The following is a 12,855-nucleotide window of genomic DNA, read 5'->3' as shown; positions in this document are numbered from 1 at the left end:
ATGACACGCCAGCAAATGCCCAGATAGAGCATGGTATGAGGAGGGGGAGGGCCAATGGCAACGATGATTGAGTTCTCCCGCACGGGCGATGTGTCATCCCCGCGTTCTCTGCGGCTGCGCTATCTCGGCCTTGCCTTCTTCTGGGCGTGCAGCATGCTCACCTTCCGCAGCGCCATTTTGCTGACCGGCAACGCCGACACACCGGAATTCAACACCTTGGTGGTAGTTGTCTCGTTCCTCGCGAACATGACCACTTTGTTCAGTATCTCGGCCCTCGTGGAACGCACACCGGAGAACCTGGCGAAGTTCTCCCCGTGGCTATTCTGCGGCGCCATCATCGCCGGTATCGCCCTCATCCATTTAGCAGGCGCCCGTTTCGAAGGCAGCGGTCTCGTGGCCGCCCTCGTGGCCGGCTCGGCCCTTGCCGGGGTGGGCTACGGCTACTTCTGGGGAAGCTGGGCCGACGTGCTCGGGCGCATGCATCCTTCGCGCACCGTGCTCTACGCGCCCGCAGCGCTCCTGCTCACTACCGTTCTCTTCCTCGGCATCAGCCTGGCAGTATCGCTGGCCGCCATACCACCGGTGCTACTCATGGCGCCTCTGCCCGTCATCTCGCTGCTCTGCCTTATACGCTGTCGCACCGATAGCGCCTGCGAGCCCGAGCCCCAGGCAGAAGGCAGACGCTACCTGACCGCCCTCACGTCCCTGGTGCCGCTCATCATCGCCACCCTCGTATTTTCCTGCCTGTTCGGGTTCATGTGGGAAACCGCCGTGCTCAGCGTGGATTCAGCCACCGACGCCCACGGCTTTCCCCTGGTGCTGAACTTGGTCGCGGCCCTCGGCCTGTTCATCTTCGTCATCGCCTCGCGACGTCACATCAACCTGTCCTGGACCTACCAGCTGCTCATTCCCATCTCTATCGTGCTCTTCGCCGTCGTTCCCTTCTTCTGGACCGTGCATCCGGTGATCCTGAACGCCATCATGAGCGCCATCTACGGCGTCTTTGACGTCATCATCTGGTACATGGTGGCGACTACAGCCTACGACTTCGCTGTATCTGGCTTCGTGGTGGGCGGCCTCGTGCGCGCCCTCTCCATTCTGGCGCGGCTCATCGGCATTGGCATCGGTTATTTGGTCATGCTCGTACCCGAGGTAGCCAGCGGCGCCATCGTGGGCGTCTGCATTGCGGCGGTGTATCTCCTGGTCATGCTCTTGTGGTTCCTCTGGCACAGCGCCAAGCACCCGTCCTTCGAGGTTCCCGAGGATGACGACGACGCAGAGCCTGCCCCCTCCTTGACCGGCCCGCCATCGTCTACGGTTGCGTGAACCTCGGCAGCAAACCGACTGCGAGCGAGAACGGCACCGATGGCACTTTCTCAGCCGAAGGCGCCGAAATCGCCTCGGCAAATGCCGAAGCTGCCATGGCAAATGCCACGGCCGACGCTGCAGGCGCCGAAAAGGAGCCCCCGGTCGACGATACCCCCGATGAGGCCGTCTTCGCCCTCATCGCCGAGGATTACGGCCTGACGCGCCGGGAAGCCGAAGTGCTCCCCTACCTGGCCCGCGGCCGCTCCGCCAAGGTTATCGCCGAGGCGCTGTTCGTATCGGAATCCACCATCCGCACCCACACCCGCCGCATCTTCGAGAAAACCTGCATCCATTCCAAGCAGGAGCTCATCGACCTCGTGGACAAGTACTGAGCTGCCGACGTCACCGCCGCCCCAGGATGGTAGCGACGCAAAAGTGGCGGCCACATCACACTCGACCGCCATCGGGCGCACCGGGACGCTCTTACCCGGTAAGAGCGTCCCGGCTCCTTGCTCTATCAGGTGTCCCTCTTTCGGAACAGTGATCCATGCTCACCGGGGAAGGGCAGCCCCCTCATCCGTGCGGACTACTCCCGCTGGTGTATCTGCGTGTCGGGAGCATGACGAGGGGTTGCCGCAGCCGATCGTCCGTGTTTCGCCGTGATAGTCTGCGCTCCAGCAAAAGACAGACCCCTTCCAAAAGGAGCCATCATGACGAACTTCAACACGAATCCCTCTCCTCGCGGCAACCACGCTCGCCCCGCCGAGCTCATCGCGGACAGCGCCGCCTTCGACATCGACCGCTCGGTGGCCGCGTCGGTGGCCGAGACCGTGCCCGGCGCCCAGTCGAAGCGCAGCCGCACCTTCCTCACGGGCTTCGCCGGTGCGGCCATGGCCTGCATGCTGGCCCTCGGCATCAACGGCGCCGTCATCAACCCCGCCACCGCCGAGGCCGCAAACGAGCCCGCCCCCATGAGCCAGGCGGCCCTCACGCCCCAGAATGGCGAGACCCTCGCCGAGGCCGTGGCGGCCAAGTGCCTGCCGTCGGTGGTGTTCGTGGAAACCTACGCCGATGCGGGCGGCCAGCTCCAGGCCATGGGCACCGGTTCCGGCGTCGTCATGACCCAGGACGGCTACCTCATCACCAACAACCACGTGGTAGACGGCGGCCAGGCCTTCAAGGTGACCATCGAGGGCAACACCTACGACGCCGAGCTGGTGGGCGCCGACCCGTCCTCCGACGTGGCCGTGCTGAAGGCCAAGGACGCCAAGGGCCTCACCCCCATGGAGATCGGCAATTCCGACGACCTTACCGTGGGCCAGTGGGTTATGACCCTGGGCGCTCCCTTCGGCCTGGAGCAGTCCGTGGCCACGGGCATCGTGTCGGCCACGAGCCGTTCCCAGATCATGGACGCAAGCGAGTCAGCCCAGGCCGGCGGATCGGGCGAGGCTACCATCTACCCGAACATGATCCAAACCGATGCGGCCATCAACCCGGGCAACTCCGGCGGCGCCATGGTGGACGCCGACGGCAAGCTCATCGGCATCAACACGCTGATCACCTCCTATTCCGGCAACTACTCCGGCGTGGGCTTCGCCATTCCCGCAAATTATGCGGTGAATCTCGCGAACCAGATCATCGCCGGCGAGACCCCGACCCACGCCCAGCTCGGCGTGAGCCTGTCCACGGTGAACGACCAGATGGCCGGCAGCTACAACCTGCCCGCCGAGAGCGGCGCCTACGTGGCCAGCGTGGCCCAGGGCTCCGGTGCCGAGGCCGCGGGCCTGGCCGAGGGCGACATCATCACGGCCCTCAACGGCGAGAAGGTGGAAGGCGCGAGCGACCTTATGCTGGCCGTGCGCGGCGAGAAGCCGGGCGACACCGTGACGCTGACCGTGAACCGCAACGGCCAGGAGCAGGAGATCCAGGTGACCCTCGGCGATGACGCCGCCAGCCAGAAGGCCGCGGCCGAGGCCAAGAAGCAGCTGGAGCAGTCGATGCCCGAGCAGGGCGACGGCTACGGCTACGGCCAGGACGGCGGCAACGGCTACGGTTACGGCGACCCCTACGGCCAGGACGGCCGCGGCCTGAACCTGGACGACCTCTTCGGCCAGCGCTAAGCCGCACAGCCAACGCGCACCAACCAAGCCCGAAACGCAGAAGTGCCCTCCGCGGAGGGCGCTTCCTTTTGCGCTTGCTGAAATGCGACGAAAATGCCGTTTCTCGTAGCTTTTTCGCCGAAAGCGCCGCGAGTCGAAGAAGCGACCTGGGAAAACGCCCGTACCTCTCTCGCCGAAACTACGAGAACCGTCATTTTCCTCGCAATCTGGGCCCGTACGTCCTGGCGCCGAGGCGAATTGCCGCTCCCATCGCCCCTAAGCTGCGGGACGCACCGTGAAGGCACCGCTGATCATGGCGAAAGAGAGGCTGCACGGCTTTCCGTTGCCATTTCCCTGGTTCGCAAACTCGTTGTTGAAGTTGCCGCTCGTCTTGTCGACCTCGGCCGCCAGCTGCGTGTCGGCGGGCAGCTCCAACGTCAACGAGCCCGAAGCCATGCTGCCCGTCACCTCCGCAGGCGCTGCGTCGGGCAGCGAGAGGCTCACGTCGCCCGATGCCTGGTCGAGGCCGATGTTCTCGGTGATGGCACCCTGGACGTGCACCCGACCGCTCGCCACGCTGAGCTCCGCGCGCTTGGCCGCAAGCCCCGTCATATCCACCTCGCCCGAGGCCACGCCCAGCTCCAGCTCACCACAGTTGAGATTCTCCACGGTATAGCGGCCCGAAGCCGCCTCCAAGCCGAACAGCTCCAGCTTCTCGCCAAGGGACGCGGGCACCGTGACCGTCAGGTCCTTCTGGCCGAACCAGCTCTGCGAGCACCCGGACAGGCCGCCATGGCCCTCCATGTAGGAAACGGACAGGGTACCGTCTTCAACCTCGCACACCATCACGGGGCACGAGCCACCGCGCACCGTCTCCTCCACGATCACCTTGCCGCCCGTCTCGCTATCGGGCGCCACCCGCACCTGTCCCGAGCCGGCCAGCCAATTCACCTCGATGGCGCTCACCTCGGAGGCATCCGCCTCGAAGCGGGTTCCCTCGGTGGTGGTTTCGTAGTTGCCAGGCTGGGCCAGGCCGGACAGCGCGCCATCTACGGCGTTGATACCAGCACAACCCAGCACGCCGCCGGGCCACAGCGGCGAGCTCGCGAACCACACACCCCGTCCGCAGCCGCCGAGCCATCCGCACACGCCCAGGCACAGAAGCCCGATGAGCGCGATCTTCACCCAGGTGCTCGTTGCCAGCTTCATCGGGCACCTCCCTCAGACGAAGCGTCTTCACGGGCCGCATCCTGCGCCGCGCGCCCACGCTCGACGACCCATTCGCGATAGGCGGGGTCGGATTCCAGCGTGCCCACAATCCAGTAGTAGAACGGAATGGTAAGGAAGATAATCCAGCCCGGATGCCACCATCCGAAGCAGAAACCGGCCAGCAAGAAGAGCACAGCGCACAGCAGCGGGTAGGGGAAGCTGCGCAGCGGGTCTTTCGGTTGGGGCGGCGCGGGCGGCGCAATGGGTACCGCAGCCGCCGGGGGAATTGGGGCTGAGCCCCCGAAGGGTGCTGCCCCCACTGGCGGCACGGGAGCCTGCGGAGCGCCGTAGCCGGGCATCGCCCCGCCCGGCATGCCGCCCGGCACCGACGGTCCGCCGGGGGAAGCGGCCTGCGGATAAGGCGGCGCAGCAGGCGCACCGGCAACCCCGGGCACACCGCCGGCCATCGAGCCAGCGCCCATGGCTGCACCGACTCCGCGGGCGCCCGCGCTCGCTCCGACCCCCGGCGCCGGGGCGCTCACCTCCACGACCACCTTCTGGGCGCCATCGCTCTCGGCAGCCGCCGAGGCCGCCACGGCTGCCGTCTCGGCGCGCTCGGCCGCCGCGCGAGCCGCTTCGGCCGCTTCCGCCGCCTGGCTCTCGGCCGATTCGGCGCGCTCCTGCGACTCGTAGCGCACGTCTTCCTCAACTTCGGGGCTCACGCGCAACAGCTCGTCGAGCGTCACGCCATACAAGTCGGCCAAGGCAATGAGGTTCCCCATATCGGGCGCCGACTCGGCGCGTTCCCATTTGGAAACGGCCTGGCGCGACAGCCCCAACTGCTCGGCCAAGCCTTCTTGGGAGAAACCACGCTCGCGGCGCAGCTCGGCAAGGCGTTGGGCGATCTCCACGTTCATCATGGTTCCCTTTCGTGTCCTGCGTGTGGTCACTGCTCGCCTTTCACCCTATGGTTTCCCTGGAAGTTGCACCAGCACCCTTTGTGGTCAATTTCAAAATCCTGCGGAACATTGCCGCGACAACCAGCGGTTGCCCCATATGCCACCTGGGAAAATGCCAGTCACTTTCTCAACGATACCAGCATACCAAAGAAAAGCCCCCTGCGTTCCGAGGAACCGGGGGTGCCCAAGCGCTGAGGGAAGGCGGTGTCGCCCGACTGCGAGATAGCGGCCCGTTCGAGGCAGCGGAGACTCGCTCGGAGCAACAGCGGGCCGTTCGGGAAAGGCGACGGTCGGCTTCGGCGCAACGTCGTCTCTTCGAGCCGTCGGCACGGCACGCGTCTAAGACAGCTCCTCGACGACAACCTCGCCCGCATCATGCCGGCGGTGCCAGCGCTCGGAGGTTTTCACGATGATCATCTCCACGAGCGGGATGGTGAAGAAGATGACCCATGCCGGATGCCACTGGCCCACCACGAAGGCCATCCAGAAGAACCATGCCGTAGCTCCGACGGGATACAGGCCGCAGAGCATGGGCGCCACGCGGCGCGACACGATGGCCGCGCCCACGATGTAGTACACGGGAATGAGGAACAGCAGGAACAGCCCCTGCCACCACGCGCCGCTCACGAGGCCGAGCAGCAGGTAGGCTGCCAGCACGATGCCCCAGAAGGGAAACTTCATCCACCGCTTGGCAAAGTCGGAATCGATGTCGTCGAAGGAGGCGCGCTCGAAGATGTGGTCGGCGGCCCCAGGCTCGGTGGTGTTCACGCGCACGCCGTCCCAGCCCACGTGCACTTCCTGGCCGTAGCGGTCGCGCACGTGCACGCCGTCGGCCCAGCTCACCAGCACGTGATCTTTGCCGTCGTTCACGCGGATGCCGTCGGGTCCCACGTGCACATGCCCTCGACCTTCCTTCTCGAAGTTGATTCCGTCGGGGCCGAACAACGTATTATCGCGGACGTCGGCCGCAGATTCGCCTGCGCCGCCAGCGGCATCGGCGGTCGTCAGCACCGCGCCCGCCGCGCTCCCGCCAGCCGCCATGCCCGCCGCGCCCTGGCGGCCCGCGGACCGGTCGGCCGCCTCGAAGGCCACATCGTCGGCAATGGCGTCGTCCACGTACAGCAGCTCGTCCAGCGATACCCCGTACAGCTTCGCCAGGGCAATGAGGTTGTCGGTGTCGGGCGACGACTCCGACCGCTCCCACTTGGAGACGGCCTGGCGCGACACGCCCAGCTTCTCCGCCAGGGCCTCCTGGGACAGCCCCGCCTGCTTACGGCGCGCGGCCAGGCGCTCGGCAATCTCAACGTTCATGATGTGGTCCCTTTCTTCTGCGTTTGCCTTCCTCGACTGCCTTCGAGCCTACCGAAACGCCGCCGCCCGCGCGACCAATTCCCGTTGTCATTTCCCGCAATTATTGGTTGCGGAATGTCTGATCTGGGAAAACACCGCCCTCTCTTGTGCGAATACTGCCGACAGGGCCCACCGCCAAACACCACGATGCTGGCCGGCCGCCATCTACTTCTTGTCGCGCAGCGCCTTCAGCTTCGCCAAGGTGTCGGCGGGAATGCGGTCGGCCACCGTGCGCTTGGGGGCCACCTTCGGGGTGTCGTCGAGCCGCGCGTCCTCGTAATACTCGCCCATCTCATGGGAGAACCCCTCGGCGCTCATGCGATCCACGCCGCCACCGAACACCGTGTCCTGGATGGCGGCATCGCTCGTGACCACCATGGTCTCCACACCGCGCTTGCCGGCGTCGTAGGCCAGCTTCTCGATCACCTTGTCGGCCGACTGCCCCGCCGGCGAGAAGACCACGTCCACACCGCCCACCTTGGTGCGGCTTCCCTGGGAAAGCTCGTTGTCGCCCGCGTCGAACACGATGACGGCGCCCATGTCGCGCCCGGCGAAGTTCACCACGTCGTTGATGAGCCGCTCGCGCGCCGTGTTGAAGAAGTCGTCGGTGTAGTCCTCATCGGCCCGCGGCTGCCACCGGTACCGGCTGCCCGACCGCAGCACGTTGTACCCATCGACGATAAGGAGCCTTTTCCGTTGCTTGGCCATACTGCGACCTGCGAGTTATTTCCAGTTCTGGCGGAGCCACTCGTACATGCAGGCGGTGGAGGCTTGGGCCACGTTCAGGCTGGAGATCTCGCCCACCTGGGGCAGCTTCACGCCGAAGTCGCAGCTCTCCAGCACCAGGCGCGACACGCCCTCGCCCTCGTTGCCCATCACGAGCACGATCTTGCCCTTCAGGTTCGTATTCCAAATGTAGTCGCTCGCGTGCTCGGTGGCAGCGGCCACCCAGAAGCCCTCTTCCTTCAGGCGGTCCAGGGTGCTCGTGATGTTCGCCACCTGGCTCACGGGAATGTGCGAGATGGCCCCGGCCGAGCTCTTGTAGGTAGCCGCCGTCACCCGGGCCGCCCGCTTGTTCGGAATGATGAGGCCCGCCGCACCCACCGACTCAGCCGAGCGCGCGATGGCGCCCAGGTTGCCGGCGTCGGTGATGTGGTCGAGTACCACGATGAGCGCGCGCCCGTCGTGCTCCTCGGCCGACTTCGCCGCCGCCTCCAGAATGGTGGTCACGTTCACGTAGCCGAAGGGCTCGGCCTCGGCCATGACACCCTGGTGGCTGCCGCGCTCGGAAATCTCGTCGAGCTTCTTCTTCGACACCTTCTTAATGGGCACGTTGCGATTCTTCGCCTTGCGCTGGATATCGCGCACGATGCTGTCGCCCTGACTCAGGTTGTCGGCCATGAGGATGTACTTCAGGGGCACGTGGGTGCGCAGTGCCTCGATAACCGGGCGCTTGCCTTCAATGAAATCAGCCATGGATTCGCTTTCGTTGGTTGGGGCCGCCGCCCTCCGCCGCGCCACGCGCCGGCACCCGGACGGCCGCTCGGGGGCCTTTTGTTCGTTCGCAGCAGTGTACCACGCACCCGGCCCCGCACCCGCCCCCGCCCCGCCGACCGCGCCAAAGCGTCACGAGACGGGCTGCGAATGCCGAAGAGGCGCTCCCGACTGCGAGGAGGGCACTCCCGGCAGCAAGCCAGCCGGGGCCCGCTCACCTCACAGCAAAACCGCAGCATCCCCGCTCTTCGCAACTCACTTCCGTTATGGAAAATTAGCGGAAGTGAATGCAGTTTCACTTCCGATAATGCTAATTTGAGGAAGTGAAACTGCGGAAGAACGGAAGGGGAATCTATGAACGGCTGGCCCGCTGTATCAAGCGAAGAGACTCCTTGGCACCTCAGCGACGATGACGCCGTTTTCATTCCCAAGGCAAAGCGCCGCAAGATCACTGCAACCTATCGGGCGGCTATCCCCGCCCTCCTTAGCGAGCGAACGTTCACCCTTCCGAGTGAGCTTATCGAGCAGCTCAGCGAAACCCGCAGCCTTCTCACTCGCTTCGACGAGCGGCAGGCGGCACTCCCCTTCAACATGCCCAGCCTCCTTCTGCGAAGCGAGTCGGCAGCCAGTTCGCAGATAGAAAACCTCACCTCAAGCGCACGCAACATTGCCTTGGCCGAGCTTTCCCCCTCAGCGCCGAAAAACGCCCAGATCATCGCTGGCAACATCGCGGCTATGCGCTGCGCCCTCAGCCTGAGCGGCCCCCTCACACCCGAAAGCGTGCGTGACATCCATCGCGCCCTTCTCGGGCAAAGCGGCGCCAACTTCGCAGGGCAGCTTCGCCAGGAGCAAGTGTGGGTGGGTGGTACTGCCTATAGCCCCCATGGGGCGCTCTTCGTGCCGCCCATAGCCGAGCGAGTGCCCGATTGCCTGGCAGATCTCTGCCGCTTTTCTCAGCAGGGTGCCATAGACCCCCTGGCAAAAGCCGCCATTGCCCATGCGCAATTCGAAACCATACACCCTTTCATCGACGGCAACGGACGAACGGGGCGAACGCTGCTGCACCGCATGCTTCGCAATGACGGCGTACTGGTCCAAAGCACGGTGCCCGTTTCCGCTGGCCTTCTGCATGACATCGACAATTACATGGACTCGCTCGCCCAATACCAGCAAGGCAACCCACTTCCCATCATCGAGCAGCTGACCGACGCCCTCAATCTGGCCATGGCCATCGCGCAGAAAACCTCTGCTCTTGCCCAGGGCATTATCAACGACTGGCACGGCCGCATCACGGAGCGCTCCGGAGCGAAAATCCACGAGCTTCCGACGCTGCTTGTGGAGCAGCCCGTGGTAGATTCCGCCTACGTGGCCTCACACCTGGGCATCACCCAGCGTGCGGCCACCACTCTCATAAACCGCGCCTGCGAATACGGCATTTTGCGGCCCTTGGGCAACGCCCGCCGCGGCGATTTCTACCAGGCTCCGGCCATGCTGGACATGCTCGACAGCGTTTCGAGTATCGCCGGCATACGCAGGCTGATGGCGCAAGGGTAGACCGGGACCCTCTCAGCTGAAAGCAGCGGCCTTCGTCTCATTCGCGCGGAACGCCCGTCCTCACCCCGCCGACCGCGCCAAAGCGGCACGAGAAGGGCCGCGAATGCCGAAGAGGCGTTTCCGACCGCGAGGAGGGCACTCCCGGCAGCAAGCCAGCCGGGGCCCGCTCACCTCGCAGCAAAGCCGCAGCTGCCTCCGGCCTCCGTAATTCACGAGATATCTCGCCTGCAGCAAGCGCACCACAAACGAGACCTCGGCACTTTCTATCTCCTCGGTTTTATCTCCACGGACTACCCTGGCTAAGGCCGCCTCTCAAAAGCTAAAGTGCACTTTACTAAAATGAATTTGAGTTTTGCACGTCCGCCAACGTGCACATCGTCACGTTCGACGAGATGATCGATGGCAGCTTTCGCCATTACCGCCCCTAGGACCCCCGCGCCCGGGAGGAAGACCGCGCGCAGAACGTACAACACGTTGGAATCGTAGATGGGCAAATCCAGGTTCATAGTCGCCCATCTTCTCTCCTCTCGTCCGATTCCTGCGCTGGTCAGTCATTGTTTCTCTGCGGGGCAATACCTATAATGGAACATATCGCAAGGCAAGTCGAAAGGTGACTCAATGGAACAGAGAAGGACACCCCCCCCCAGGTGATGTCGTAACCGATCCACGCCCCGCCCCCGCGCTCCGGGGCGAAACCGGCGGCCGACTAGGGAGGGCCGCCGCATGATCGAGGGGAAGGAGCGCACGATCGAGGGCGTCTTCGACACGAAACGCCGCTACCGCATTCCCGACTACCAGCGCCCCTACGCGTGGGAGGAAGAACAGGCGGGAAAGCTGTTCGAAGACCTCTACGAGGCATTCGCCGAAAGCGAGACGGACTACTTCCTCGGCAGCCTTGTGCTCGTGAAGGTGTCGGAAACCGACTTCGAAGTAGTCGACGGGCAGCAGCGCTTATGCACGCTGGCCATTCTTCTCGCAGTTCTCATAGATTCGCTGCCGTCCGATAAAAAGGGCAACTACGAGGCTCTCCTCAACGACAAGATGAGCCGACGCGCTGATGCCAAACGCGTTCCGCGCATCACAGCGCGCGACAACGACCGAAAATCCCTCGAGCTCGTTCAAACCTTCATGCTCGACAAACTGTCTGCGTCGAGCACAGCCAAGCCTGGCCGGGTCGCAAAGAACGTTAGCCTTCTCCGAACTCTCGCCAAGGAGCGGATCGGAGACAGCAGCAGCGAAACGCTTGACTTCATTGATTTCGTCCTTGAGCAGTGTTACGTAGTCGAGGTCATATCCGACAACCTCGAGAGCGCCTTCCGCATGTTTTCGGTGCTGAACAGCCGCGGCCTCGACCTGTCGCCCATCGACCTGGTAAAGCCCCGGCTATTCAAAGACTTTACCGAAAAGGAGCGCGTTGTCTACAACGGAAAATGGGATGATGCCGAGGCAGCCGTCGGCCCCGACGGCATGAACAGCGTGCTCACCCACGTGCGCTTCATGCTCATTCCCACGAAAGGGCGTCGCGCCATCTACGAGGAAGTATCCGGGCTTATCGGTTCCAAGGTGAGCTCTCAGGAATTCATCGATGACTGGCTCGTGCCCGCCACCGATGCCTATGGCACTGTGAAAAGCAACCGCTACCTCGCCGCTGTCAACCCGGAGCCCATCAACAATTCTCTGAAGTGGCTGAACAAGATCGAGAATTCCGACTGGATGCCCCCGGCAATGCTGTTCCTCATGAAGGAGCGCAGCGAGCAGCATGCCCTGGAGTTCTTCACGAAGATGGAGCGCTTAGCCGCTTGCCTGCAGGCGACGGGAGCCAACGTCAACGCCCGTATCGAGCGCTACGGCAAAATCGTGAACGAACTGCGTGCGGCGGATGGGGCGAGCATCGTTCCGGTCTCTTTGGAACTAACTCCCGAAGAGAAAGCCCGGTTTCTTGAGGTGCTCAATTCAGACATCTACCTGCTCCCCAGCTATCGCCGCAAATACCTTCTTGTACGCTTGAGCGAGATGGTCTCCGACGGCGCTGCGGACTACTCCGCCCAGCAAGGCACCATCACCATCGAACACGTTTTGCCGCAAACCGTGAAGCCTGATTCCGAATGGGCGCAGCAGTGGACATCCGAGGAGCACGAACGATGGCTCCATAAGCTGGCGAACTTGGCGCTCTTAACCAGACGCACCAACTCTGCCGCTCGAAACTACGAGTTCGATCGCAAGAAGCGCGAGTACTTCGCCGGTAAGCACGGCACCTGTTCCTTCGCCCTGACCACGCAAGTACTCAACGAACCGGAATGGACGCCCGCGGTGGCAGAGCGACGGCAGAAAAAGCTGCTCGCAATCTTAAAAGACAAATGGGACCTGGGAGAGTAAGGAGAAGGATCATGAGGACGAGAGTTAAACAGCCCCTGAAATTCAAAAATGTTTTCTTAAGAGGGGCTCTAGCCCTTCTGCTGGCCATAGCCTGCGTACCGGCAGAGGCCATCGCATCTGGCAGTCAAGCATGGGGATCGACATGGGGGTATGCAGCTATATACCAAAAAGTCGGAGACGACGGCTACGCCCTCGTCCTGCAATCCTCACCCTCAGCTGATACCTCCTATGGTCGGCTAGTTCAGTGCGAGCCGGCTACGGATTCTGGCCTCTTAGTCGGCGACATAGAAATGCAGCATGCCATCACGGAAGTTATAGTACGGGACACACTACGCCCCTCTGGTCTACCTCATGCCTTCGCCTACCTGGACCAATGCACTTCGATGGATTTATCAAAATTAGACACTTCGTCCGTCACGGATATGAGTAATATGTTCGAGAGGTGCTCATCGCTCACATCCCTCGACCTCGGCTCGTTCGACACCTCGTCCGTCACGGATATGGGG

Annotated in this window: 11 protein-coding genes; 6 read left to right on the top strand and 5 right to left on the bottom strand. The window is 63.5% G+C overall.

Annotated features, from left to right (window positions below; translation table 11 throughout):
- Window positions 1-54 precede the first annotated feature (54 nt).
- The 3 genes from C811_RS13845 to C811_RS13840 all read left to right on the top strand — a co-directional run bounded on the left by C811_RS13845 (window position 55) and on the right by C811_RS13840 (window position 3,428).
- Window positions 55-1,326, top strand: a complete 1,272-nt coding sequence (locus C811_RS13845; RefSeq protein ID WP_016310304.1) for an MFS transporter — start codon at window positions 55-57, stop codon at window positions 1,324-1,326.
- Between the two features lie 95 nt (window positions 1,327-1,421).
- Complete coding sequence (locus tag C811_RS16755; protein ID WP_156997109.1) at window positions 1,422-1,700, top strand: helix-turn-helix domain-containing protein; 279 nt, start codon at window positions 1,422-1,424, stop codon at window positions 1,698-1,700.
- Between the two features lie 318 nt (window positions 1,701-2,018).
- Window positions 2,019-3,428, top strand: coding sequence for a S1C family serine protease (locus C811_RS13840; protein ID WP_016310302.1), 1,410 nt, complete (start codon window positions 2,019-2,021; stop codon window positions 3,426-3,428).
- Window positions 3,429-3,683: 255 nt separating this feature from the next.
- On the opposite strand, the gene C811_RS13835 is transcribed toward C811_RS13840, so the two are convergent.
- The 5 genes from C811_RS13835 to rlmB form a co-directional block, all read right to left on the bottom strand.
- The gene (locus tag C811_RS13835) at window positions 3,684-4,616 is read right to left on the bottom strand and encodes a DUF4097 family beta strand repeat-containing protein (RefSeq protein ID WP_016310301.1); all 933 of its coding nucleotides are present in this window, start codon (window positions 4,614-4,616) and stop codon (window positions 3,684-3,686) included.
- The gene (locus C811_RS16350) at window positions 4,613-5,536 is read right to left on the bottom strand and encodes a helix-turn-helix domain-containing protein (RefSeq protein WP_016310300.1); all 924 of its coding nucleotides are present in this window, start codon (window positions 5,534-5,536) and stop codon (window positions 4,613-4,615) included. The genes C811_RS13835 and C811_RS16350 overlap by 4 nt, the downstream gene beginning before the upstream one ends.
- Before the next feature lie 378 nt (window positions 5,537-5,914).
- The gene (locus tag C811_RS16030) at window positions 5,915-6,886 is read right to left on the bottom strand and encodes a helix-turn-helix domain-containing protein (protein ID WP_016310299.1); all 972 of its coding nucleotides are present in this window, start codon (window positions 6,884-6,886) and stop codon (window positions 5,915-5,917) included.
- 204 nt (window positions 6,887-7,090) lie between these two features.
- The gene (locus tag C811_RS13820; protein WP_016310298.1) at window positions 7,091-7,633 is read right to left on the bottom strand and encodes an NYN domain-containing protein; all 543 of its coding nucleotides are present in this window, start codon (window positions 7,631-7,633) and stop codon (window positions 7,091-7,093) included.
- A 15-nt stretch (window positions 7,634-7,648) separates the two neighbouring features.
- On the bottom strand, window positions 7,649-8,401 hold the full coding sequence (gene rlmB / locus C811_RS13815) for a 23S rRNA (guanosine(2251)-2'-O)-methyltransferase RlmB (RefSeq protein ID WP_016310297.1): 753 nt from the start codon (window positions 8,399-8,401) through the stop codon (window positions 7,649-7,651).
- Between the two features lie 372 nt (window positions 8,402-8,773).
- On the opposite strand from rlmB, the gene C811_RS13810 reads away from it, so the two are divergent.
- The 3 genes from C811_RS13810 to C811_RS13800 all read left to right on the top strand — a co-directional run.
- Window positions 8,774-9,973 carry a Fic family protein gene (locus tag C811_RS13810; protein ID WP_016310296.1) on the top strand — a complete coding sequence of 400 codons (1,200 nt, stop codon included), beginning with the start codon at window positions 8,774-8,776 and terminating at the stop codon, window positions 9,971-9,973.
- A 723-nt stretch (window positions 9,974-10,696) separates the two neighbouring features.
- Window positions 10,697-12,349, top strand: a complete 1,653-nt coding sequence (locus tag C811_RS13805; RefSeq protein ID WP_016310295.1) for a DUF262 domain-containing protein — start codon at window positions 10,697-10,699, stop codon at window positions 12,347-12,349.
- Window positions 12,350-12,360: 11 nt separating this feature from the next.
- Window positions 12,361-12,855, top strand: a 495-nt coding sequence (locus C811_RS13800; RefSeq protein ID WP_016310294.1) for a BspA family leucine-rich repeat surface protein, incomplete at its 3' end; no start/stop codon positions are given.

Source organism: Adlercreutzia caecimuris B7, assembly GCF_000403355.2.
GTDB lineage: Bacteria > Actinomycetota > Coriobacteriia > Coriobacteriales > Eggerthellaceae > Adlercreutzia > Adlercreutzia caecimuris.
Note: the sequence above shows the minus strand (reverse complement) of the source record. Positions and strands in the feature narration are given on the sequence as shown.

Excerpts from the sequence above, each read along its gene's own strand:
- C811_RS13840 (WP_016310302.1), top strand. The coding sequence starts at position 2,019 with ATGACGAACTTCAACACGAATCCCTCTCCTCGCGGCAACCACGCTCGC.
- C811_RS13845 (WP_016310304.1), top strand. The coding sequence starts at position 55 with ATGGCAACGATGATTGAGTTCTCCCGCACGGGCGATGTGTCATCCCCG.
- C811_RS13820 (WP_016310298.1), bottom strand. The coding sequence starts at position 7,633 with ATGGCCAAGCAACGGAAAAGGCTCCTTATCGTCGATGGGTACAACGTG.
- C811_RS13805 (WP_016310295.1), top strand. The coding sequence starts at position 10,697 with ATGATCGAGGGGAAGGAGCGCACGATCGAGGGCGTCTTCGACACGAAA.
- C811_RS16030 (WP_016310299.1), bottom strand. The coding sequence starts at position 6,886 with ATGAACGTTGAGATTGCCGAGCGCCTGGCCGCGCGCCGTAAGCAGGCG.
- C811_RS16755 (WP_156997109.1), top strand. The coding sequence starts at position 1,422 with ATGGCAAATGCCACGGCCGACGCTGCAGGCGCCGAAAAGGAGCCCCCG.
- rlmB (WP_016310297.1), bottom strand. The coding sequence starts at position 8,401 with ATGGCTGATTTCATTGAAGGCAAGCGCCCGGTTATCGAGGCACTGCGC.
- C811_RS16350 (WP_016310300.1), bottom strand. The coding sequence starts at position 5,536 with ATGATGAACGTGGAGATCGCCCAACGCCTTGCCGAGCTGCGCCGCGAG.
- C811_RS13835 (WP_016310301.1), bottom strand. The coding sequence starts at position 4,616 with ATGAAGCTGGCAACGAGCACCTGGGTGAAGATCGCGCTCATCGGGCTT.
- C811_RS13810 (WP_016310296.1), top strand. The coding sequence starts at position 8,774 with ATGAACGGCTGGCCCGCTGTATCAAGCGAAGAGACTCCTTGGCACCTC.